22 protein-coding genes are annotated in these 22,532 nt (G+C 38.5%); 11 read left to right on the forward strand and 11 right to left on the reverse strand.

Annotated elements, in window-relative coordinates:
* Positions 1 to 34: 34 nt before the first annotated feature.
* From PF327_RS04570 to PF327_RS04585, 4 genes are all read right to left on the reverse strand, one after another.
* The gene (locus PF327_RS04570) at positions 35 to 646 is read right to left on the reverse strand and encodes a DUF2238 domain-containing protein (protein WP_008242674.1); all 612 of its coding nucleotides are present in this window, start codon (positions 644 to 646) and stop codon (positions 35 to 37) included.
* A 17-nt stretch (positions 647 to 663) separates the two neighbouring features.
* Entirely contained in the window at positions 664 to 1,272 is a 609-nt protein-coding gene (locus PF327_RS04575; RefSeq protein WP_008242671.1) for a class I SAM-dependent DNA methyltransferase, read from the reverse strand.
* A 29-nt stretch (positions 1,273 to 1,301) separates the two neighbouring features.
* A complete protein-coding gene (locus tag PF327_RS04580; protein WP_289401502.1) occupies positions 1,302 to 1,955 on the reverse strand; it encodes a TetR/AcrR family transcriptional regulator in 654 nt (217 codons plus the stop codon).
* Between the two features lie 755 nt (positions 1,956 to 2,710).
* A complete protein-coding gene (locus tag PF327_RS04585) occupies positions 2,711 to 3,151 on the reverse strand; it encodes a hypothetical protein (protein ID WP_289401503.1) in 441 nt (146 codons plus the stop codon).
* 171 nt (positions 3,152 to 3,322) lie between these two features.
* Here PF327_RS04585 and PF327_RS04590 point away from each other — a divergent pair, with 171 nt between their 5' ends.
* Entirely contained in the window at positions 3,323 to 4,462 is a 1,140-nt protein-coding gene (locus PF327_RS04590; RefSeq protein WP_289401504.1) for a GGDEF domain-containing protein, read from the forward strand.
* On the opposite strand, the gene PF327_RS04595 is transcribed toward PF327_RS04590, so the two are convergent.
* Positions 4,455 to 5,222 carry a hypothetical protein gene (locus PF327_RS04595; protein WP_289401505.1) on the reverse strand — a complete coding sequence of 256 codons (768 nt, stop codon included), beginning with the start codon at positions 5,220 to 5,222 and terminating at the stop codon, positions 4,455 to 4,457. The two genes, PF327_RS04590 and PF327_RS04595, sit on opposite strands and share 8 nt — an antisense overlap.
* 182 nt (positions 5,223 to 5,404) lie before the next feature.
* Entirely contained in the window at positions 5,405 to 8,410 is a 3,006-nt protein-coding gene (locus tag PF327_RS04600) for an LVIVD repeat-containing protein (protein WP_289401506.1), read from the reverse strand.
* A 234-nt stretch (positions 8,411 to 8,644) separates the two neighbouring features.
* Here PF327_RS04600 and PF327_RS04605 point away from each other — a divergent pair, with 234 nt between their 5' ends.
* Positions 8,645 to 9,670: an aldo/keto reductase gene (locus tag PF327_RS04605; protein WP_289401507.1), complete on the forward strand. Its 1,026-nt coding sequence runs from the start codon at positions 8,645 to 8,647 to the stop codon at positions 9,668 to 9,670.
* An 11-nt stretch (positions 9,671 to 9,681) separates the two neighbouring features.
* On the opposite strand, the gene PF327_RS04610 is transcribed toward PF327_RS04605, so the two are convergent.
* A complete protein-coding gene (locus tag PF327_RS04610; RefSeq protein WP_289401508.1) occupies positions 9,682 to 10,107 on the reverse strand; it encodes a hypothetical protein in 426 nt (141 codons plus the stop codon).
* 137 nt (positions 10,108 to 10,244) lie between these two features.
* On the opposite strand from PF327_RS04610, the gene PF327_RS04615 reads away from it, so the two are divergent.
* Positions 10,245 to 11,387, forward strand: a complete 1,143-nt coding sequence (locus PF327_RS04615; protein ID WP_289401509.1) for a type IV pilus twitching motility protein PilT — start codon at positions 10,245 to 10,247, stop codon at positions 11,385 to 11,387.
* 241 nt (positions 11,388 to 11,628) lie between these two features.
* Positions 11,629 to 13,317, forward strand: coding sequence for a multiheme c-type cytochrome (locus PF327_RS04620; RefSeq protein WP_289401510.1), 1,689 nt, complete (start codon positions 11,629 to 11,631; stop codon positions 13,315 to 13,317).
* A 54-nt stretch (positions 13,318 to 13,371) separates the two neighbouring features.
* On the opposite strand, the gene PF327_RS04625 is transcribed toward PF327_RS04620, so the two are convergent.
* The 3 genes from PF327_RS04625 to PF327_RS04635 are packed head-to-tail and all read right to left on the reverse strand — an operon-like array spanning position 13,372 to position 15,187.
* On the reverse strand, positions 13,372 to 13,515 hold the full coding sequence (locus PF327_RS04625; RefSeq protein WP_289401511.1) for an entericidin EcnAB: 144 nt from the start codon (positions 13,513 to 13,515) through the stop codon (positions 13,372 to 13,374).
* 50 nt (positions 13,516 to 13,565) lie between these two features.
* On the reverse strand, positions 13,566 to 13,883 hold the full coding sequence (locus PF327_RS04630; protein WP_289401512.1) for a DUF6172 family protein: 318 nt from the start codon (positions 13,881 to 13,883) through the stop codon (positions 13,566 to 13,568).
* A complete protein-coding gene (locus PF327_RS04635; protein WP_289401513.1) occupies positions 13,880 to 15,187 on the reverse strand; it encodes a DEAD/DEAH box helicase in 1,308 nt (435 codons plus the stop codon). Before PF327_RS04635 ends, PF327_RS04630 begins: the two co-directional genes overlap by 4 nt.
* Before the next feature lie 280 nt (positions 15,188 to 15,467).
* Here PF327_RS04635 and PF327_RS04640 point away from each other — a divergent pair, with 280 nt between their 5' ends.
* Positions 15,468 to 15,842 (forward strand): ankyrin repeat domain-containing protein, encoded by a 375-nt coding sequence (locus PF327_RS04640; protein WP_289401514.1) that lies wholly within the window; start codon positions 15,468 to 15,470, stop codon positions 15,840 to 15,842.
* 8 nt (positions 15,843 to 15,850) lie between these two features.
* Complete coding sequence (locus tag PF327_RS04645; protein ID WP_289401515.1) at positions 15,851 to 16,765, forward strand: cation diffusion facilitator family transporter; 915 nt, start codon at positions 15,851 to 15,853, stop codon at positions 16,763 to 16,765.
* Between the two features lie 39 nt (positions 16,766 to 16,804).
* On the opposite strand, the gene PF327_RS04650 is transcribed toward PF327_RS04645, so the two are convergent.
* Positions 16,805 to 17,278 (reverse strand): DUF2202 domain-containing protein, encoded by a 474-nt coding sequence (locus tag PF327_RS04650; protein WP_289401516.1) that lies wholly within the window; start codon positions 17,276 to 17,278, stop codon positions 16,805 to 16,807.
* 183 nt (positions 17,279 to 17,461) lie between these two features.
* Between PF327_RS04650 and PF327_RS04655 the strand changes: the two genes are divergently transcribed.
* The 5 genes from PF327_RS04655 to PF327_RS04675 all read left to right on the forward strand — a co-directional run bounded on the left by PF327_RS04655 (position 17,462) and on the right by PF327_RS04675 (position 22,501).
* Positions 17,462 to 17,779, forward strand: a complete 318-nt coding sequence (locus tag PF327_RS04655) for a hypothetical protein (protein ID WP_289401641.1) — start codon at positions 17,462 to 17,464, stop codon at positions 17,777 to 17,779.
* Between the two features lie 57 nt (positions 17,780 to 17,836).
* On the forward strand, positions 17,837 to 20,653 hold the full coding sequence (locus PF327_RS04660) for a helicase-related protein (protein WP_289401517.1): 2,817 nt from the start codon (positions 17,837 to 17,839) through the stop codon (positions 20,651 to 20,653).
* Positions 20,654 to 20,701: 48 nt separating this feature from the next.
* Positions 20,702 to 21,190 (forward strand): GNAT family N-acetyltransferase, encoded by a 489-nt coding sequence (locus PF327_RS04665; RefSeq protein WP_008242630.1) that lies wholly within the window; start codon positions 20,702 to 20,704, stop codon positions 21,188 to 21,190.
* 84 nt (positions 21,191 to 21,274) lie between these two features.
* Complete coding sequence (locus PF327_RS04670; protein WP_289401518.1) at positions 21,275 to 22,132, forward strand: RluA family pseudouridine synthase; 858 nt, start codon at positions 21,275 to 21,277, stop codon at positions 22,130 to 22,132.
* Between the two features lie 174 nt (positions 22,133 to 22,306).
* Positions 22,307 to 22,501 (forward strand): lipopolysaccharide assembly protein LapA domain-containing protein, encoded by a 195-nt coding sequence (locus PF327_RS04675; protein ID WP_008242627.1) that lies wholly within the window; start codon positions 22,307 to 22,309, stop codon positions 22,499 to 22,501.
* Positions 22,502 to 22,532 lie beyond the last annotated feature (31 nt).

Genomic DNA, 22,532 nt, shown 5'->3' on the forward strand with positions numbered 1-22,532 from the left:
CCACAGTTCCGTGGGGCAGGACTGCGCCTAACGCTCAAGCAGTTTGACTCCGCGATAATAAGTCTAACTGTTTGTCATGGACCCTAGAAAGTATTATAAGCGCCATGATCGCTCCAAATAGTGCATATCCCATATCTGACTGTGTATCCCACATATATCCCTGTGTTCCCAGGAAGGCTTCAGCATCTTCACCAATAGCAAGAGCCACCCACCATTCTATAAGTTCATACAAGGCTGAAAATGCCAAAACAAGGCTTACAATGATGGTATTTAGCCATATTTTACTGCCTAGTACGATATGTTTACGTATCAGTATCTCTCTGGCGAGTATGGCAGGGATGAATCCCTGTGCAAAATGACCTACCTTGTCATAATTGTTCCGATTTTGGTCAAAAACCTCTTTGATCCAGTCAAACAGAGGGACTTCAGCATAAGTATAGTGTCCTCCCACCATCAAAATTATCATATGAATTAATATAAGTGTATAGAGTAGGGAAGTTAACGGAAACTTTTTATAGGTTAAAAGTAAAATGACCAAACCTATGAAAACCGGTAACACTTCTAAAAACCATGTAAATGGATCTTTAGGTAAAGCTGCAGACCATATTAAAACAGGTATAAAGATACCTAACCAAAGATATTTCATTTTAATATTCTCTAATATTATTTCTTTGCTGTCATTAAAAAAACAGTGAATTCGGCATGTGGTTTAGATATTTTATTGGCTAAACTGAAGGTCACATCCTTGAATCCTGCTTTTTGAGCGTACTCTGCAAGCAAATGTCGATCAAAACCGTAATGAAAGACACCTTCATTGTCACTATGGAAAGTGCCATCTTCACTATCCAGATCAGCAATAGCAATAAAGCCATGCTCATCCAGCATCTTATAGAATTTTGAGAAGAGGGCAGGAATATCTTCCAAATGGTGGATCGTCATGGATGAAATGATTCCATCAAACTTTCGTTCAAGTGTATCAGTACTCAGATCCTTCTCTATTACTTCAGTATTACATGAGAATTGACCGCATTTACTTTGAAATTCTCGAAGCATAGAAGGGGAGTTGTCTACAGCCACGATTTTCTCTACATAGGGGGCGACAAAGTAACTTAAAAGCCCCGTTCCTGCACCAAAATCCATAAGTTCCATAGATTTATCCAGTTTAATATTATTTACTATTAGTTCGGCTATGCCTTGTGCATTCTGTACGCGTTTGCTGTTCATATCCCACGTTTTTGATTTTTCAGCGAAATGATCCACTTTTGTTTCCATTCTAATCCTTAATATTATTTAGTATTTCCCTAAAATAGGGTCTCTTGTTTTTCCAGTTTTATATTATCCCAGAAGAAATCTACATGTTTCTCGAACATTGAGACGACTGAAGAGGTCGATTTTTTATCTAATTTTAGCAAAGAAACCTGCATCTGATAAAAAAATAGGGGAGAAATGAACTCATTTGCCAGTAAAAGAGGGTCCGAGGACTTGATCATCTCATCCTGCATCATCATAAAGAAGATGCTTGAGAGCTTTTTAACGTTCTCCTGGTAGAAATACTCGTTATAGATCTCCCTGATACGCTCATTTCTATAGATCTCCTGCATCAATAGCTTTAAAAGTGCCTCATTTTGCCCGTCAAAGCCTATAAGCTTAAAAGTAGTGGCAATGGACATTAACAAAGACTTTCCTTGTTTATAAAGCTCTGAGGCCTCTTTATCGCTAAATATAGTCACTATTGCAGAAGAGGTAAGCTCACTTACCAGTGTTTCAAGGATCTCATCCTTGTTCTTAAAGTGGTTATAAAGTGCACTTTGTTTCATATCCATAGCACCAGCGATATCTCTAACCGTTGTTGCCTTATATCCTTTAGTAGAAAAGAGTTTCAGGGATATTTTGAGTATTTTATCTTTGGTTTTACTTCCTTTAGTAGGGGAAGAACTAACGCTCTGCTCGTTCATTGTGGCTCCTTTAGTGACATTATAGTGAACAAGTGTTCATTTGTCAAGTAGAGATTTTTAATATAAAAGAACAAATGTTCATATTTAATTTTATTACATAAATTATAAATGAACAAATGTTCTTTTATTTATCCTAAACTGATTCTTCCAATGAACACTTGTTCATATATAATCCATCATCGCCCCTATATACGGTACTTTGAATGACATGAAGCAGATATATGTTTTCTTTTGGAAACGGGAAGGAGTATTTCACCTTACTTATACTAATAAATATCAAAATACTCTTGTGAATTACGCTAGATCATCTTGAGAAGATAACTTTTTAATACATTTGTGTGATTATTTTATTATTCTTTATTTATAAAGGTTTTTATCATTTCATTTTGTATTATGTTTGGACTGATTAAAAAATGAGGTGTGTTAAATTTCCAACAAATAAGAAATTATATTTTATCTCTTGGTTAAAAAAATCTGATCAGATACACATTACAAGATCGGTTAAATTTTGAATACATTAAAATCTGTGTATAACCATTTTTTTCATTTTTCATACAACTCAATATAAAAGTTCTGATATAAGAAATTTTATACATAGATCCGCATCTACCGATTTTTATAAAAATGACTTTTTCAAAAACCATTTAACCTTTGCTCTAATTCATGAGAGAGAAGAGATTTACTTTTTTGATAGAATTTATATTATGTTAATCAAAGTATATTATTACTCCATAACATATAATATTTGTGTATCTCTACACAAATATGTATTTATTGTTTTGCGCCATCTTTTGAAGTTGTTTTAATGTTTTATTTTCTAACGATCGTTGTTTGATCTTTGAAACCATACCTACCAGATGATCATAGGAATGAAAATCCACATTTTCTTTGTGTAAAGCCTTTGTACTCAAATACTCCAAAACTTCTTTTCTACTTACAATCTTTTCACTCTCAAGATCTTCTATGAGTCCTTTCAGTAGATCTTCCTCTTCTTCACTGACAAGGTTTTCAGTGATTTCATCTGCTGCCTCTTTCTCCAATCCCCTACTATATAATAATGATGAAATACCCGATGAAACAGAATCGTTTATATTTTGATTATAGGTAACCGTAGTGAATACTGCATTTGCCATCACTGGATTCAAGGCCAATCCTGAAATGATCAGTGTCAAAGTGATAAAGTTTTGTTTATGCATTAAAAATCCTTTCACATATCATAGTCTAATAAGGTTAATGGATTTTATTTTTATTTCAATATAACTATACTCACGTATATACCTCATCTATCTCTTCTTCTTTTGACACATACTGTAGTAGATAATTCTTATGGAAATATGCTATTATTTGATAAGGGAAGAGGCAAAAGCATGAATATGAACAATTTTTTACAAAGTGGCTTTAAGTTTACAGGTGAGGAAAACCTTCTACAGTTTAAATTTAAAATGCTGAATTCTATTTTGATCATTGTCGCTTTTTTTTCTCTTCTTTTTGCTTTACTGAGTGACTTAGGTATGAATGACATAGGCCCTATTCATACCAAAGTAAATTATATGTATAGTTTACTGACACTGATGCTTATATTCTTTCTCAGACTCTCCAAACAAAATGATACAGCTGCATCACACGCTCTACTTGTGATCTCATTGATCACATTTACATCAGCACTTATTTTTGTACCACAAGATGAGTTTAGGATCATATGGTTCTATCTGTTGATTTTTGTTGCCTATATGATCAATGGAAAAATAAGTGGACTACTCTATACACTATCTTCTATAGCAATTATACTGATCGCCAATTTCACTATCGATCTGCATCTATCAGATGTAGCTATTCATTCAGCTATTTTGGGGCTGATCATAGGAAGCTTTTTATCCTTTATATATACCAATAAAATCATCAATTATGAAACCAGTTTAAAACAGCAAAACAGCAGTTTAAGTGTATTGGCTTCTACAGATTACCTGACAGGTATTATGAATAGACGTATGTTCAATCAAATTTCCGAACACTATTTTAAAACAGCACAGCAGGATCATTTGAGTTTGACACTTCTGTTACTAGACTTGGACCACTTTAAAAAGGTCAATGATACATACGGTCATCAGACAGGCGATCAATTATTGATATGTTTTGTTCAAACTGTCAAAAACCTATTAAGAAAAAGTGACATATTTTCCCGTATAGGTGGTGAAGAATTTGCGATACTTCTATCTCAAATAGATAAAAAAGATGCTTATACTTTGGCTGAAAAAATTCGTAAAGCAGTTGAAAATGTCACTGTTCACTATGAAGGTCATAACGTGTCTGTACGAACTTCTATTGGAATCGCCCAAAATAATGCAACAGACACTTCATTTAGTGATATGTTTTCTCGTTCTGATATGGCACTTTACAAAGCCAAAAAAGAAGGAAGAAACCGGACATGTTGTGCAGCATTTTCAGAGAATGATATAGATTGCCCACAGACATCAGAGCAGGCTGAAATACTCAATTTTTCTATCTAAAGAGTTCCCAAAATTCGGAAAATTCAATAGTAAACTTATCAAGTCTTCGCTCTATACTCTTTTTAATATCCTCTGATTTGCATATAAAGAAAAAGGCACGAGGGGAATAAGGCTTGTGTTTGATAGCTATAACGTGAAAATACTTTTTTTGTAAATCATATAAGAGAGACTCTATCTGCCCATTATGTGCAAAGCAACGACTTAAATGCTGGTAAACGATACAAACTTCAACAGAAGACAATCGATAAAAAGAACTGACTTCCTCTGCAAAAATATACTTCTGAGAAGAAGATTTTTGTCCATGATGCGCTTCCAAGGTAAGAAACTCAAAACGTTGTTCTTCCCTATTGCACTTAAGAGCCATACCATTGTCTGGTTCGACAGCTACTACTGGTACTTTACTTGAAAATGTCAGGGCTGTGTTTAGCCAGATAGTACGCTCTTGTAAAGACTTGGGAACTTTTTCATAAAAATACTTTGCATTGGGGAGTAATGCTAAAGACTCCAATTCTTTCACTTCACGTTTATCTCTCATAATAAGGTTTCGTAGAGAACCTTCCAGGTATTCATCACACCCTGTCATACGATCAAAATAGTCTATATGTCTACCGTCATTGTTCTTTTCCCCCTCACCTTCATGCATGAACCATATCTGTGCAAGTTCCTTTCCATGCATCGGACTCTCTTGATGATGGAACAGATAACGAAAAAGATGGAACTTTCCAAAGTCCCCGACATCTCCTACATATTTATCCTGCATAAAGAAAATCCTTTTTAGGCATAGTTTATCATGATTAGTTTTACTGATACTTGGATTATACTTATCTTGTTCTAATAATAAAATGATGAGATGAAATGTTTTTAAGAGGTAGAGATGTAACTAGGGTACCTTCTTTTATGAAGGTACCCTGTTCTTCCCACAAATGGGAAGTGTTGGAGAATTTATTTCAATAGTGTAAGACCACCACCGCTGTCCGCTACATAGACACGGCCGTTTATCACAACCACATCACTTGCAAAGCCAACAGTATTTGCATGTTCCTTCAATACCGGTGCAGCAGGATTTGTCCAATCTATCTTGATGACTCCCGCATCTCCATAAGCTATATAGAAAAAATTCTTCCCGTTGACACTAACGACATCCATACCTGCAGCACCGCCGCCCCATCCTGTTAGATCAGCACTACCGAAGAATGAAGGATCTTGAAGCTTAAAGCGTGCCGTGGCTTCTGGACGATAATCAAATTCATTCTTTTTCCAGATTTCCTGGGGGTCCACTTCTGCAGGTAGCGGTTCGATCAGGTCAGCGATACTGTAGCATACTACTCCGAAACTGTCATACGTAAAGAAGACATGGTCTCCCACAATCTTGACAGCAACACTTTTACCGTCGGCTTTACCAGCTGTCTCATCTTCCATCTTGATCGGTTCGAAAATTTTGATCACCGACATGTTGTTGTTCTGTACATCGGTAACATCTACCACAGCGATACCTCTACTTCCCGCAGCAACAAAGGCATATGCTGTACCTGTGCTTTTATCATCCCAGAGTGCCACACCAGACACACGCCCAAGATCCGGTTGAGAATTGGTATCTCCCCCGATATTGGCAACGACATAACCATTACTATTGGTTAAATCAGTCGGATCCTTGCTTAAATCATACACCGTCAAGCCGTTGCTTCCATCAGCTGTAAATGCCAATGACCCATCTAATGCTGCACTGTATGCATGGTCTTGCATACTGAGGAAATCAGCGACATTACCCTCATCCTTATTATGCTCGTAAATATCCGTATCTTTCGGGTATAGCAATGTTGGTTCACCAACCGTACCCACTGTTACATTCTCAATACGACGTACACCACGGCTTTGTGACATCACCAGGGCTGAATTGGTCGCATGATCCAAGACCACATCATGTGCATGTGGTGCAGGGCTAATATCACCCACTGGATATTCACTCTGAAGCGTATTGGCTACCAAATGAACATCATTTGTCGGATAACATAATTCATCAGCTATCTTCCAAACTGACATACCATGCGGTCCATCGCCAAGATAGAGTAAATTTTTATAAGCAGCTACACCCTCAGCATGACCGATATTGATCTCCTGTGTTGCCGAGCCGTCTGCTGCTGCACCGATCTCATCAGTAGTCGCTATATGTGCTTCAATCGTATAATGACTTGTATAAGATGTACTTGCGCCCAACATGCCCACGTCAATAAAGCTGAGACCACCGCCTCCGGCAGCTAGGACCACATCGACCGCGCCACTTTGAGTTGGAGCAAAAGTATTAGAAAGAGCAAAAGCATTCCCGTGACCGCTGAGCTCACCCGTTGCAAGTAAGATCGCTGGTTCGAAGATAAACTGAGGTATCGTTTCTTCACCTGCAGGAACTGGAGTCATATCATAAGAAGTAACGAACTCATAATCAGGCCAGTGATTGCCTGGTATCCCATCGGTATCATTGTTATATGTACCAGCTCCATTTGGTCCATGCCATGTTGCAGGATAATCCGCATTACCTACTGCCATCAGTCCGGCAAAATGGTCTGTGAAGTAAACATTCTTTGTTCCGGCATCTACCTTAACATCCACAATACCTGACTCTTTAAGCATTCCTGCACCGAAATATGGGAAGAGGCTCTGTGATTGTTCACCCGTCTGTGCATCCGGTCCATGTGCTGGTATCCCTGGTACATAACCTAGATACTGAGCATCATGTATTGTAGTACAATCATTACTATTTATTGTCCATGTATCATAACCACTTACATCCACTGCTACCATACCACCAAGACCATAAGCGATATAGGCGATTGTTCTATCAGGATTTCCAGCACCAGAGAATGTTGCAACATCGACTTTACGAGCATCATAGTAAAATTTACCATACCTATCAAAATCTGCCCACGGTGTTGGAGCATCGACCTTATTGTGCCAAACCGTTTGGATCTCGTAACTTGCCTGATTATAATCTGGCATTCCAGTACAACTATCAATGGAAGTACCGTCGGTTGATACATTCAAATCTATGAACCAGTCCTCCGTCACACTCGTATCAGTATAGTGGTTGTAATACCCTACTTTATCCAACGTTTTAGGATTATATATCCCCATACCCAAGAACCCCTGTGCAACAAAGAGCCTAGTGTTGTTACCTTCACCGAACAATGTCAAGCTTTTTGGGCCACCCCATGGATTTTCACCTGCATACTGTAACGTATATACTTCATCCTCAATCTCAATCTTCAATGTACCATCTGCTTCCCTACCATTGGCTGCATCGAAAAGATTTTCAAGTGCTGTCTTATGCAGACCATACTTTTCATTACCTATCAATAGTTTCATTGATGGGCTGGTAGCATTGCCCTCGTTATAGACTGCAAGTGAACTGACAGTCCCTCGAGTGCCGGAAATATTGTTATCTAGCACAACATCACCACCACCTTCTGTCCAATTGATACCTTCATGATAGTAATTCACCTTTACGCTCTCTACATTGGGGACGATCACCATACTTTGAGGGTTTGAGATGTCAACAGCGGTAATCCCCTCTTCTCCCATCGCCAATAGTGCATAGCGCTTATCATTATAGGTCACTATCTCTATATCACGTATAGAAGCTTCTACTTCCAAGCCTACCGTACTTTCAGGTGTATCAACCCGAGTTGCGCGTAGTTCATTCGCAATGTTATATAGCGTCCACTCGGTGACGTCATCAACAGCCATGAAGAGTTCTACATTGGTCACTGCACCACCAATACGATCTTGCGTATTTAAAGAGGCTTCTATAGGCACATTACATATACCCGTATCTCCTCCACCACCGCCATCTCCACCGCCTCCACAGCTACAAGATGGAAACATAGCAGAAACTACCAACCCTAGAGTAAGTAACCCCAACCTCATTACATTTTTCTTATTTATATGTATATACACCTCTTCCTCCTTCTATTATGTGAAGATATCTATAGTTTATGATTAAATGGTTAATAATCAATTAATATTATAGTATAAATAAAAATAATTTAGTAAATTCATATCTATATTGTTCTAATTTTTGAACATGATCACAAATACAAAAAAACAATGACTCTAAGCTCTCATAGCAATAGAGCCAAACTTTATAAAAATTAAGATATGCTATAAAAACCCAATTTTATAAGGATCACTATGGAGTATAGATATATAGGAAAAACCGGACTTCGTGTTTCTCCCATCTGTATGGGAACGATGACCTTTGGGACTCAGTGTGACAAGAAAGAGGCATTTGCCATTATGGATAAGGCCTATGACCATGGTGTCAACTTCTATGACACCGCTGAACTCTACCCTGTTCCACCTGATGCAAAACTTGCAGGAATCACAGAAGAGTGGGTAGGAGAATGGATGAAAACAAAAGAACGTGATTCCATCATCCTGGCTACCAAAGTTGCAGGGGCTGCAAGCGGCTGGTTTATTCCTCCTATCCGTCATGGAATGACCGCTATAGACAGATTTCACATCGAACGTGCCATAGAAGGAAGCTTGAAACGGTTAAAAACAGACTATATAGACCTTTACCAGATGCATTGGCCAGATAACATCGTTCCTATAGAAGAGTCATTAGAAGCTTTTGACAGACTGGTAAAAGCAGGAAAAGTACGTTATATAGGGACTTCCAATGACACTGCATACGGCACCAGTAAAGCACTGATGACTTCCCAATATAAAGAATTGGCACGATTTGAGTCTATACAGAACAATTTTTCTATGTTAAACCGTAGATTTTTGGATGAGCTTTCCACACTTTGTGAAAAAGAACAGGTTTCACTACTCCCCTACTCACCGCTGGCAGGAGGCGTACTCTCAGGAAAATACAACCAGGGACTCAAACCTGAAGATGCAAAAGGAAGATTTGCAACATACCTCAAGTCCCCTAACCAAAGACAACGACTGATGGCACAACGTTTCATGAACGTCAAGACATTGGCATCCACCCAGAAATACTTAAAAATAGCAGCTGATGCGGGACTGCACCCGGTCACACTCGCTACAGCATGGTCAAAACAGTTTGATTTTGTAGCTTCCACCATCATAGGGGCAACCCATTCAGAGCAGCTTGATGCCTCACTTGCAGCGATGAACCTTACACTCAGTGATGAAATTTTAAGCGCGTGTGACAAAGTACATGAAGAGATACTCTACCCTATGGGCTAAAGTATCTCTATTTATTTAGAAGCTTTACCATTTTTAATAATGAAAGTATCCTGCATTAATTCTAAAGTTCCAGCACTATTTTTTGTCCTATATCGGCAGACAGTAGTCCAACCTTTCTCACCTGCTCTGATCGGACCGCATCTTTCTTCTTCCAAAGAATCCGGATACTGAAGTGTTTTATTCCAATATTCATAGACTTCAGAAGGAACACCTGTACTGTATTTGCCATAAGGTTTTGGACCAAATTTTATTTCTAACTCCATTTCATTTTTTGCTTCTAAAGAAACAACTTTAGTTTTTGGTTTCTCCTCCTCATTAAGAATCTGAACATCAACTGGCAATGTACTTGGATTACTATTGGATTTCCACCATAAAGGTTCTGTGATCCATAATCCGAGTAAAAGTAGTGCAAATAGTATATATTTCATTATTTTCATCACTCTGACCTTCTTTTTTTAGTAAATAGCATATTTTACCATCTATACTCTAATTTATCTTTTTTTCATCTTTCTCTATAATATAAGCAAATAAGCAGTAGTATAATATAAATAGATATAAAAAATGGAGGGAAACTATGTCTTTAACACAAAATATAAAAGAGAGATTGGATTCTTGGCTAAATATGCTAATTGAAGCCAATGGCGCTGACCTGCATATTAAATCAAATAGCCAAATTCATGCACGTATAAAAAGTGACATCGTTCTTTTATCTAATGAGAAATTGGATGCAAAGACCATTGAATCCATTGTTAAGATGTTAACGGGTGATGCTTATGAAAAATTTATGGAAACTAAAGAATTTGATGGTGCCTATGCACTTGATGAAAACTACCGTTTCCGTATCAACATTTCTATGAACCTTAGTGGTTTTGCACTAGCCTTCCGTCTTATACCTTCCTATATTAAAACTATAGAAGAGCTGAACCTCCCGACAGCCTTACACAAGCTCACTCATCTCAGACGTGGTCTTGTTCTGGTCACAGGTACGACAGGAAGCGGTAAATCCACAACCCTTTCAAGTGTTATAGAAGAGATCAATAAAATATATCCACGTCATATCATCACCATTGAGGACCCTATAGAGTATGTACATAATGATTCAAAATCAATCGTAGAACAACGTGAACTAGGATTACATACAAATAGTTTTTCTGCTGCTTTACGTGCAGCAATGCGTGAGGACCCGGATATTATTGTAGTTGGTGAAATGCGTGATATGGCAACAGCTGAAAGTATTTTACAAGCTGTTAATACAGGACACCTTGTCTTTACTACGGTTCATACATTAGATGCCAGAGAAACCGTTGACCGTATTATCGCTATTTTCCCTAATGAAGAGCAAAATCGTGTACGTGAAACACTTGCCGCAACCTTAGAAGCCGTTGTTTCTCAACGTCTAATACAAGGTATTTCAGGAAATATGATCCCTGCCGTAGAGCTGATGTTTAAAAGTCCTCAAATCCAAGAACTGATTCGAAATAAACGTGATCATGAAATCCCGGATGCTCTTGAAAAAGAACGTACCAGTTTTGATTCCATTTCCTTTAATCGTGCACTTTTTGATCTCACATTGGCAGAGAAAATCACTGAGGAACAGGCATACCAGTATGCAAGCAGCGCAGCTGATCTTAAATTAATGTTCACGGTCAGTACAGAGTATGAAGAGAAGTTCCACCCTGAGACCATCGGTGATGCCCCCCTGCTCAAAGAGGAGTGATCACAAAATGAAGGGAAAAAATATTTAACTTCTTTTCCTTCATTTTTATTCTAAACAACTACTACATCCAAATTTTTTCCTTATTTGAACTTTTATACCCACTTAACACTCATTTGTTATAATGATAGAAATGCTATGAAACATTTGTCTATTTATATGTTTTTAAAAAATTTGAAAGAGACTGATGTCATTGACTTGAGCCATTTCTTTCAATCACATTTCATTTAAAAGGAGTGTCATCATGTTTGGTAAAAAGGCAGCATATTTTCTTATAGTTTTAAGCGGTCTAATGCTTATAGGCTGTGGTGGTGGATCCAGTAGTGACAGCCCTTCATCTCTGCCTGATGATAATACCACTTTCCCTGATGTTGTTCTACATAATGATTCTTTTACCACAACACACTTTAGCGGTTCACAGAATTGTGCACAGTGTCATAACGGTATAACTGATGCCAATGGTACAGATGTCTCTATCGTCAAAGCATGGCAAGGTACAATGATGGCCAATGCAGCGACCGATCCGCTATGGAAGGCAAAAGTGGCCACCGAGGTCAAAGAACATCCTGAGTATAAAGAAATTATCGAAGGAAAATGTAGCCGATGCCACACCCCTATGGCCAATGTAGAAGCTACATATAATAGTGATACGGTTTCACTTTTAGGCGATGGGTTCTTGAATCATGATAACGAGTATTACGATGCTGCGATGCAGGGGGTCAGCTGTACACTCTGTCATCAAATAGAAAACACACCTGAACTGGGTACGACTGAAGGCTTTACCGGTGGCTTTGTTATAGATACAAATAATACAGGTACTGATCGTAAGATCTATGGCCCATTTATGAATCCTAGAACTGGACCTATGCAGAATAGTGTCCAATTTACACCAGAATATAGTCCCCATATGAATGAATCCAAGCTCTGTGCCAGCTGCCATAGCCTCGAGACTCCCGTCATTGCTACAGATGGAACGATCACTGATGAGACTTTCCCAGAACAAGCTGCTTATACCGAATGGGAGTACAGTGACTTCAATGGAACACAAAGCTGTCAAGACTGCCACATGCCAAAAGCTGAAGGTAGTGTGGTCATTTCTACAAGAGGCAATAATTTAGAACAAAGAGCCCCATTCTTTCAACACAAGTTCCTTGGTGCCAACACCTATATGCTTGAAATCCTCAAGAAAAACCGTGTTAAACTAGGGGTTTTGGCAGATGAAGCAAGATTTAATGAGAGTATTACTGATACCAGAGAGTTTCTTAAGGCCGCAGCTGATGTCAATATCACACAATGGAACTTTGAGAATGGTCTGCTCAATTTTGATGTTCAGATCACAAACCACAGTGGGCACAAGTTCCCGACAGGTTTTCCATCACGCCGTGCCTGGCTTCATGTGACAGTAAAAAACAGTGCCGATCAGATTGTGTTTGAATCAGGTGCTATTAACAGTGAAGGTCAGATTACTGGTGTGGTATACGACACAGCAACCAATACCTATGAACCCCACTATGATAAGATCACTGATCCTTCACAGGTGCAGATCTATGAAACGATTTTAGAGGATACAGACGATAATATGACTTATATACTGTTACATGCACTGCATTATTTTAAAGACAACCGTATCTTGCCAAGGGGACTTGATAAAAATGATGTAAATTTACCTGAAACTATCAATCCACATGGTAATGCGGAAACGGACAATAACTTTATAGGAGGAAGTGATACTGTAGAATATGAGATAGCACTACCGGCAGATAATTATACGATCACTGCCAAATTACATTATCAGACACTCTCTTATGGTTTTGCTCAAGATCTGTACAAAAATACTCAATTGCCTGAAGTCGCTCTGATGAAAGCACTTGATGCCAGAACAACAAATAGATATGAGACTATCTCAACGGATACCGTATCTATAGTCCCATAAAATTAGTGGTACTGCGTAGAAATACCTAGTACCTATACTTCAAATAGGTCTATACTAGGCAGTTGCCTTGTGCACTGCCTTTTTAGACGCATCCCAGGCTTCCCCTGTATCTTGCTTAATACCATTCCACGTTTTTGAGCATCCTGACATGATCATACCTAAGCTCATCAAGAGTGCTATTATAGTGATTTTTTTCATATTAGTGATCCTTTTTTACGAAATTATATCTAACTTTATATTATATAGTATTATTCGGCTGAATCTTCTTCTAAATCAGTTTCTTTTGTTGGTTTTTGAACCACTTTGGCAAGTATCTCAAGATAGCACTCTGTGGCACCATTTGCTTTTACTGTATCAAGTTCTTTGATCAGTGCATCATACGCTACGACTTTTGCAGTATCAGAAGTTGTACCTATTTTACAATCAAAGTCCCAGTAGGTGTTCTGTGCATCATCAAGTTTCTTTTTCTTTTCACGTTTTACATACTTGCGTATCTCATGTTTGACTGCTTCAAGTACACGGTCTTCATGTTTTTTCTCATCTGTCAATTTGAATATTTTTTTCATTTATTTAATCCTTGTGATTTATTTCTATTGCGGTTTTTATTTCTGTTATTACTTACTGTACCATCTCGACTACCACTGCTGCGAGGTTTATTGCGTGAATTTCCACCACTCTTACCACGGCCCTTTCCGCCACCTCTTCCATTTTGGATAGGTTCAGCCTTGATATTTGGATCCGGCCTGAATGCAGGAATGTCTACTTTTGGTATCTCAAACTTGATGAATTTTTCGATATTTTTAAGCAGTTCATGCTCATCTATACAAACCAGTGAAACAGCTTCACCACTCTGCCCTGCACGTCCGGTCCTACCTATCCGGTGTACATAATCTTCGGGTACATTCGGCAGTTCATAGTTCACCACATGCGGAAGCTGGTCTATGTCTATCCCCCTTGCTGCGATATCGGTGGCCACAAGTACACGGATCTCATTTGCCTTGAAAGCAGCCAGAGCTTTGGTTCTTGCGCCCTGACTTTTGTTTCCATGAATCGCCGCCGCGGATATACCGGACTCTTCAAGCTCTTTGGTCAGCTTATTGGCACCGTGTTTTGTACGTGTAAAGACCAGAACCTGTTTCCACTTTTTTACCTTAATGAGCTGTGAAAGCAGTTCTCTCTTTCTTCTTTTATCTACGAAGTGTATCACCTGCTTTATCTGGTCTGCCGTTTCATTCTGACGTGCTACTTCTACCAGTACAGGGTCGTTGAGCAGTCCTTCTGCCAAGGTTTTGATCTCTGGAGAGAAGGTGGCAGAAAAAAGTAGCGTCTGTCTCTTTTGAGGCATCAGTTTCATCAGTTTTTTAATATCATGGATGAATCCCATATCAAGCATACGATCCGCCTCATCGAGGATGAGACACTCAAGAGCAGAAAAATCGATGCCCTTTTGTCCTGCAATATCGAGCAATCTACCCGGTGTAGCGATAACAATATCTACACCCTTACGTATAGCTGCCAATTGAGGATTAATGCCAACCCCACCAAAGATAACTGTAGAGGTATAAGGCAGATGTTTACCATACGTCTTGATACTCTCAGCTACTTGTGCTGCAAGTTCACGTGTAGGTGTTAGTACCAAAGCACGTATCTGTTTTTTCTGCATGTTTGGTTGTGTTCTGGAGAGTTTCTCAAGTAGTGGTAGTGTAAATCCTGCAGTTTTTCCTGTGCCTGTTTGTGCTGCTGCCAAGACATCTTTTCCTTCTATGACGACAGGAATGGCTTTTTGTTGTATAGGTGTAGGAGTATCATACCCCTGCTCTTTGATCGCTTTTAAAAGAGGTTCAGATAACCCCAAATTTGTAAATGACATTTATGTATACCTTATGAACGAGCCTACCATCTGAAGTGAGAGGTCGGTCTTAGGCAAAGTTAGTTGTTTAATTTTGTTGTAGTACCCCAAGGGCATTTTTCCCTATATTCAGGGTAAATAGAAGTCGTTGACCGATGTACGCTTAAATTGTTTGACATTATAGCGTAATTTTATAGTAATGATAATTTTATATTTCAGTATATTTCACATTTTATTATCCATCTGCAATTCTCAGTTTATTTGCTACAATATAATACTATCAAATAATGAGGAGACGACTATGGAAGATGAAGATTTTTTAAGACTTGAAGAAATTGTCTATAATAATGATCTAGAAGCATTTAAAAGAGAATTTGAAAATGGCATGGATCCTGATATTCAAAATATATACGGATGGACCCCGCTTCATATTGCCATAAGAAGAGACAGAAGAGACATGGTTGAATATCTTTGGGAACAAGGTGCTGATATTGATAAAGTAGATGGTGTAGGATGGACCCCGCTTATGGAAGCTGTTATGGATGATATGCCAGAAATATGTGCCTTTCTTATAGAAAAAGGTGCTGACGTTACTATCGCCAATAAAAGAGGTGGAACAGCTGGAATGATTGCTCAAAAATTTGGCCGTGAATCAATGCTAAAATATTTCAAATAGTAGATAAAATGTCAGGCAACCATTCTCATCATCACCATCTAATAAACAATTATAACCGCTCTTTTGCCATAGGCATTGCGCTCAATGTCATTTTTGTGATCATTGAAGTCGGTTATGGGCTGCTTGCTGACTCCCTTGCACTTATCGCAGATGCCGGGCATAACTTCAGTGATGTTCTGAGCCTTATGCTTGCATGGGGTGCAAGCTATCTGTCAACAAAACATCCTACTCACAAAAGAACCTATGGCTTACGAAAGGTCACCATCATGGCTTCTTTGGTTTCGGCTGTATTACTTCTTGTAGTACTAGGTGGTATCGCGTGGGAATCCATAGAACGACTCTCTTCTCCAGAACCTGTGAATGGGATGATTATTATTGTTGTTGCTGCTATTGGTGTGGTCATCAATACCGCAACAGCATTACTTTTTGTAAAAGGTCAGAAACATGATCTTAACATCCGGGCAGCATACTTACATATGGCAGCTGATGCAGCTATCTCTTTAGGTGTTGTAGTCGCTGGTATCGCTATTATGATAACAGGCTGGCTTTGGCTCGACCCTGTTATCAGTCTTTTCATTGTGTTATTTATCTTGATCGGGACATGGAGTTTGCTGAAAGATTCCATAGATCTCTCCATCGATGCAGTACCACAGGGGATAGATGTTCAGCATATCAAAAACTATCTCACTGGTCTAAAAAATGTAACCGAGATACATGACCTGCATATTTGGGCACTCAGTACTACAGAAACTGCCCTGACCGTACATCTTGTAACGACCCATGAGTTGATTGACAATTGTTTCTTGGAAAAGATACAAGAACATCTTCATCATCATTTTGACATTTCACATGCCACTATCCAGATCGAAAATGAAGCAGATGATTACACTTGTATTTTAAATCGTGATGAATGTAAATTTTAAACCTTAAAACGCCAACTAAAGCAGGAGATCATAACACCTTTATGCAGCTCTAGAAATGGATGTATGGAAGGTATTTAAGTGGTTTATATTACCTTTTTTAAGTTTTTCATATACAGATACCACATCACTTGGCATACCTATTGAGGCATGTTCGAGCATATCAACATCCGAAGCTCCAATAAATTCAGACATCTCCAATGCATCACGAAGTGAACTTTTCCCTTTTTCTATATAAGTATCATAAAGCATAGTTAAAACTGGTGATTCAAATACACCAATCACACTCTCATCTACAGATGAAGTATCAACACCATAAATATCACAAAGTTTTTTTGCACAATCCAAATGTCTCTGTTCTGTAATTTGCATTAATCTAAAAGTGTTTTCACTATTATAAATCTTACCCAATGTAATATAAACATCTCTGGCCACTTTTTCTTCTTGATAGATGAAAAAAAGCATATCTTTTTGTTCTTCAGTTAGTACTGAAGTTGAATCTGGCTTACTACTCATGATTACATCCTTTCTAAGCATTCCATTATTCTTTATTGCTTCATTATAAAAAAGAAGTATGAATTAAGCATGAAGGTCTTAATTGAGTTCAAAAACATGACAATATGACATGTTTTTTCTACAATTAAAAAAAATATATTATCATTGGACACTATCTATAAAAAGGAGCATAAGGTGGAAGGTATGATAAAAGTGATGTATACGGTCATGTGTCAAAATGATGTAAATGAAACAGTGAGTCTTGTTGATATACTGGCGAATGAAAAAATTCAAAAAGCCATTAAGGGTGAGTTTGCCAAAGGGCTGAGAAATCTTGCTCTCTCTTGTAAAGAGGATACAGAGGTTTACTTAAGAACAAACAAAGTCATCTATGAAATGACCGTAAGTAAAAATGATTTTGCAGACTTGTTGGTACTAGCTGAAGAGGATGCCCGAAAACATAAACGTATCAAAAAAGAGTGTGATGGAGTGGAATTGGTTGATATTTTAACCATTGATTAGACACAAGGGTTACTTTTTCATGTTATACTTAGTCAAAATAAAGAATGATAGAAGACTATGGCAAAGAAAAAGAAAAAATACTTTATAAAACTCAACAATAAAATACGAAACTATTTTAATGGACTCCCTTTTGAAGAAGGTGTAACTACACTGGATGAAGATAAACTCATAGAGCTTATTATGCTTCTTGAACTCCGGCTTCCCTCCCATACCAAAGAAGAGATGATACGTGCACTCAGACGTGTTTGGAGCGAAGGTGATGCAGTATCTAGAGAAAAGATAGTCTCTTACCTTACCCAGCGCTACAAAGCGGTACCTTATTCCGGAAGTCATAAACGTCCCTCAGACAAAGTAGAGAAGATCCTTCAAATTTTAGGTGATACTACTTACACCAAACATGAAGAGAACCTGATCCTTGAAGCATTCATCGACGTTAAAAGTAGCAAGATCACTGAAGAAAAGGTACGCAATAAACTTACCTACTTACGGATGAGAAGTCGACTTCATACACTTGAAAACTCCTTGGAAGTCGTGTTCAATTCCCTGAATGAAATGGAGTTCTACCACAGCTTTACGTTTGCCTTGAAAAGTTTTGACTTCAATAAACTGCTTCTCTGTACAACTTCAAGCCTGAATATGGATGAACTCTGGAATTTGAACGATGAAGAGATCATCACTAAACTTGAAGCCCTAAAAGAAGTGACCATCAACCAAAAAAATGCGGAGATAGAAACTTTTCTTGAGCATGTTCAAGATAATAAACATCCCTATCTGGCAGAAAAGGAGATCACTACTGCACTCAAAAGCATGCCTCCAGAGGCCCTGCTTTATCATGCACCTATAGGATTTGAAACTATTGAAAAGATATTAAAAAAGATCAGTGATAAGTATGAAGTATTTGAAAGTACGGATCATATTATTATAGAGAAAGAGAAAAACGATGATCTGTTTGGTACCACCCTCTTTTACAATACCTCTGTTTCCTATGAAAAACCATTTATCTATAATCTCGTCTGGAGAGGCAAAGAACTTCCTGTAAAAGAGGATATCAACAGGGTCAATGATGACCTGCTTGCGCACTTCAGGGTAGCCATAGATGATGTCATGCAGGATATGAGAGAAGAGAGCGATAAACTGGATATAGAAGAGGAGAAACTGCATGAGTTCATCGTACGTTTTGTAGAACCGCAGGTACGTTCCTCGAATGTGCTGAAATTCAAAGAAAAAAGTAAAAGACGCATACTTTTTCACTTTGGAGAATACATCAGGCCTCTGCTTGAGAAGCAAAAACGTGAAGAGCTGCTTGCCAAAACCATCCGTGACTTTAAAAACCTTTTCCCTCTTGCACGTGAACTTAAAAGAAAGATCATCTTTCATGTTGGGCCAACAAACTCAGGGAAAACCTATGCAGCCATGCAAGAACTGAAAACTGCGACTACAGGTTACTATCTTGCACCGCTGAGGCTTCTTGCTCTTGAGGGGTATGAGAACCTCAAAAAAGAGGATATAGCGGTTTCACTCATCACTGGTGAAGAGGAGATCTTAGACGAAGAGTCTACACATATCTCTTCCACGATAGAGATGATGAATGGTTCTGTCGATGTGGATGTCTGTGTCATAGATGAGATCCAGATGATCGCAGACCGCGACAGAGGATGGGCTTGGGCCAATGCACTCATAGGAGTACCAGCCAGAAAAGTCATACTTACAGGATCAAGTGATGCACTTCACGCGGTCAAAGAACTCTGTGAGTATCTGGATGAAGAGTTGGAAATTGTCCATTTTGAGCGGAAAAATGAACTCACCATGCTGCCCAACCCTACTTCCATGAAGCATATAGAACCCCAAACCGCGGTCGTAGCTTTTTCCAGACGTGATGTTCTTTCACTCAAACAGCAACTCAGCGAAAAATATTCTGTCTCTGTCGTATATGGTAACCTTTCTCCTGAGGTCAGACGGGAAGAAGCCAGACGTTTTAGAGAAGGTGAAAGCCAGATACTCGTCGCCACAGATGCCATAGCTATGGGACTTAACCTCCCTATCAAGACACTACTTTTTTCAAAAGACAACAAGTTTGATGGCTTACGCAGACGTGAACTTCTTCCTACAGAAGTCCTCCAGATATCAGGACGGGCAGGACGTTACGGTTTTGAAGAAAAAGGATATGTAGGTGCTTTGGATGAGACTGCACTGGATACCATCACTTCAGCTTTTCATATGCCGCTTCCAGACCTTAAATTACCTGTCTCTGTCATGGCCAGCTTAGAACATGTCATGCTCATCGGTGAAATACTCGAAACAGACAATATTTTAGATATTCTTGCATTTTTTTCCGAAAATATGGAGTTTGAAGGTCCTTTTGTTGCTGCTAACATTGATTCTATGCTGGAGATAGCTGCTATTGTCAGTGAATACAGTCTGGATCTGAAAACACGTTATTATCTCTCTTGTGCACCGGCAAGTATCTCATCACCCTATATAGAATCCGTATTCCACCGTTATATCCGTCAGATCGAAGCGGGAGGGAAAGTACTTTATATACCGCCACGAGACCTTCCTGCTTTTGCACAGACCAATGACATGCTGCTTAATGCAGAGGACAGAGTAAGAGAGATCTCACTCTATCTGTGGCTCTCTTTCAAATTCCCGGATATTTTTCAGGATACTGACAAAGCTGTAGCAGCCAGAGTACGACTGAACAACTTCATCGAGAATTCTCTTAGACAAGGACACTTCACCAAACAGTGTCGCAGGTGTGGGAAGGTACTTGATTTTTCTTACAGATTTTCTATTTGTGATGAGTGCCATAATCAAAACAGAAGAGGTTCAGGATCTTCAAGCTATGGTGGCTATCGCGGCCGAAAACGACGCTAAACGATACTATAATTGAATTTGAAACAGGTTCACAGTGATGAGAGACGTATGAAGATAAACAAAGTATCAAAAAAAGAGCAGCTCATGAGTATTGAAAATCTTGCTTATCAGATATGGTATGAACATTACACACCGATCATAGGAGAGTATCAGGTGGCGTATATGTTAAAGAAGTTTCAATCCGTTGAAGCAATGACGGAACAGATAAAAAATGGCTTTTTATACTTTTTAATTCTGGATGACAATGTACCTCTGGGATACATGAGTGTGGAACCTCTCCACGATACACTGTTCCTAAGTAAATTCTATGTAACAGAGGCTGAACGTGGTAAAGGGTATGGACGAAAAATGATAGCCTATCTGGAAGCTTTAGCTCAAAAAAAAGATCTTAACAAAATTTCACTCACAGTCAATAAGTATAATAGAGAAAGCATTGCTATGTATGAAAAAGTTGGTTTTGTTATTTCCGGTAGTGTAGTCAAAGATATCGGTGAAGGTTTTGTCATGGATGATTATCAAATGGAAAAATTACTGTAATATCATGATCTACTATGACTGAAAAAGCATTTAATTGTGCCTTACAGAAAGACTAGATAAGAAAAAAATAGAAAGGCACTCACAATGGCAGAAAAATTCATAGTCAAAGAGAGATCCAAACTCTTGGATTTTCTTTTTAACCACCTTAAAGGTTGGTCCAAAAAAACTATCAAACAGCGCTTACAAGGTTCCAATATTGCAGTCAATGGTGAGATTATTACCAAACATGATTTTTCTTTACATCTCAATGATGTGGTAGAAGTGGGGGTCGTTAAAAAAGCTTCGACACCGGTACAGACACTACAAAAGGTTGAGATCATCTATCAAGATAAAGATATCATTGCTATTAATAAGCCTGCCGGGCTTTTATCTGTGGGGAACACGACAGAAAACAAGCAGCATGCCCTTGCCATATTGAGAAATCAACTCTCCCGTGGGAAAAAAGAAGTGAAGCTCTGGCCTGTACATCGATTGGATCGTGATACCTCGGGCATACTTCTCTTTGCAACATCCAAAGAGATGAGAGAAGCTGTGATGGACAAATGGAGTAACTCTGAAAAAATCTATCTGGCTATCGTTGAAGGTTGTCCAAAAGAGAAAAAAGGGACCATAGACCAGCCCTTAAGAGCAGATGAAAAAGTCTACCGTATGCATGTAGGTAAACATCCCGATGCAAAACCTGCCATTACCCACTATGAAGTGAAACAAAGTACCTCTGATCGCTCTTTACTGGAGGTCAGGATAGAGACAGGAAGACAGCACCAGATACGGGCACATATGGCCTGGCTTGGACACAGTATCATCGGTGATGAACGTTATGGAACCAAAGGTGAAAGAATGGGACTTCATGCACAAAAACTGACTATTATCCATCCTCTAAAGCAAAATCCTATAACATTTGAAATAGACGCTCCGAGGGATTTTTATGCACTTTTACGTTAAATATGTAATATCATTCATCTGATATCTAAACTACAATGCTAAAGTTTGACTCGTTCTTAACACCGTGACACTCTCTACTTTTCTACACACTTTTTTAAATTGTGGTATACTGTATATATTTTCCGGGTCAAGAAAACCTATAAAAAATAGTTTATCAACCCAAGAGGAGATTTCATGAATATTAAAATCATTTCTATCATTGCACTGATAGTGCTGGTTGTTTTGTTTATTGTTCAAAATATTGCTGTAGTAGAAATTACATTTTTATTCTGGTCTCTCCAAATGTCGCGTGCCTTGCTTATTTTTTTCCTGCTTGCTATTGGTATCGCAATAGGTTGGCTTTTGCATGCCCACTTTAAAGGTGACTGATATTCCAATGATATCCTATATAGAACACATA

It is taken from the genome of Sulfurovum xiamenensis (assembly GCF_030347995.1).
Classification (GTDB): domain Bacteria; phylum Campylobacterota; class Campylobacteria; order Campylobacterales; family Sulfurovaceae; genus Sulfurovum; species Sulfurovum xiamenensis.

Excerpts from the sequence above, each read along its gene's own strand:
- PF327_RS04570 (WP_008242674.1), bottom strand. The coding sequence starts at position 646 with ATGAAATATCTTTGGTTAGGTATCTTTATACCTGTTTTAATATGGTCT.
- PF327_RS04575 (WP_008242671.1), bottom strand. The coding sequence starts at position 1,272 with ATGGAAACAAAAGTGGATCATTTCGCTGAAAAATCAAAAACGTGGGAT.
- PF327_RS04580 (WP_289401502.1), bottom strand. The coding sequence starts at position 1,955 with ATGAACGAGCAGAGCGTTAGTTCTTCCCCTACTAAAGGAAGTAAAACC.
- PF327_RS04585 (WP_289401503.1), bottom strand. The coding sequence starts at position 3,151 with ATGCATAAACAAAACTTTATCACTTTGACACTGATCATTTCAGGATTG.
- PF327_RS04590 (WP_289401504.1), top strand. The coding sequence starts at position 3,323 with ATGAATATGAACAATTTTTTACAAAGTGGCTTTAAGTTTACAGGTGAG.
- PF327_RS04595 (WP_289401505.1), bottom strand. The coding sequence starts at position 5,222 with ATGCAGGATAAATATGTAGGAGATGTCGGGGACTTTGGAAAGTTCCAT.
- PF327_RS04605 (WP_289401507.1), top strand. The coding sequence starts at position 8,645 with ATGGAGTATAGATATATAGGAAAAACCGGACTTCGTGTTTCTCCCATC.
- PF327_RS04610 (WP_289401508.1), bottom strand. The coding sequence starts at position 10,107 with ATGAAAATAATGAAATATATACTATTTGCACTACTTTTACTCGGATTA.
- PF327_RS04615 (WP_289401509.1), top strand. The coding sequence starts at position 10,245 with ATGTCTTTAACACAAAATATAAAAGAGAGATTGGATTCTTGGCTAAAT.
- PF327_RS04620 (WP_289401510.1), top strand. The coding sequence starts at position 11,629 with ATGTTTGGTAAAAAGGCAGCATATTTTCTTATAGTTTTAAGCGGTCTA.
- PF327_RS04625 (WP_289401511.1), bottom strand. The coding sequence starts at position 13,515 with ATGAAAAAAATCACTATAATAGCACTCTTGATGAGCTTAGGTATGATC.
- PF327_RS04630 (WP_289401512.1), bottom strand. The coding sequence starts at position 13,883 with ATGAAAAAAATATTCAAATTGACAGATGAGAAAAAACATGAAGACCGT.
- PF327_RS04635 (WP_289401513.1), bottom strand. The coding sequence starts at position 15,187 with ATGTCATTTACAAATTTGGGGTTATCTGAACCTCTTTTAAAAGCGATC.
- PF327_RS04640 (WP_289401514.1), top strand. The coding sequence starts at position 15,468 with ATGGAAGATGAAGATTTTTTAAGACTTGAAGAAATTGTCTATAATAAT.
- PF327_RS04645 (WP_289401515.1), top strand. The coding sequence starts at position 15,851 with ATGTCAGGCAACCATTCTCATCATCACCATCTAATAAACAATTATAAC.
- PF327_RS04650 (WP_289401516.1), bottom strand. The coding sequence starts at position 17,278 with ATGAGTAGTAAGCCAGATTCAACTTCAGTACTAACTGAAGAACAAAAA.
- PF327_RS04655 (WP_289401641.1), top strand. The coding sequence starts at position 17,462 with ATGATAAAAGTGATGTATACGGTCATGTGTCAAAATGATGTAAATGAA.
- PF327_RS04660 (WP_289401517.1), top strand. The coding sequence starts at position 17,837 with ATGGCAAAGAAAAAGAAAAAATACTTTATAAAACTCAACAATAAAATA.
- PF327_RS04665 (WP_008242630.1), top strand. The coding sequence starts at position 20,702 with ATGAAGATAAACAAAGTATCAAAAAAAGAGCAGCTCATGAGTATTGAA.
- PF327_RS04670 (WP_289401518.1), top strand. The coding sequence starts at position 21,275 with ATGGCAGAAAAATTCATAGTCAAAGAGAGATCCAAACTCTTGGATTTT.
- PF327_RS04675 (WP_008242627.1), top strand. The coding sequence starts at position 22,307 with ATGAATATTAAAATCATTTCTATCATTGCACTGATAGTGCTGGTTGTT.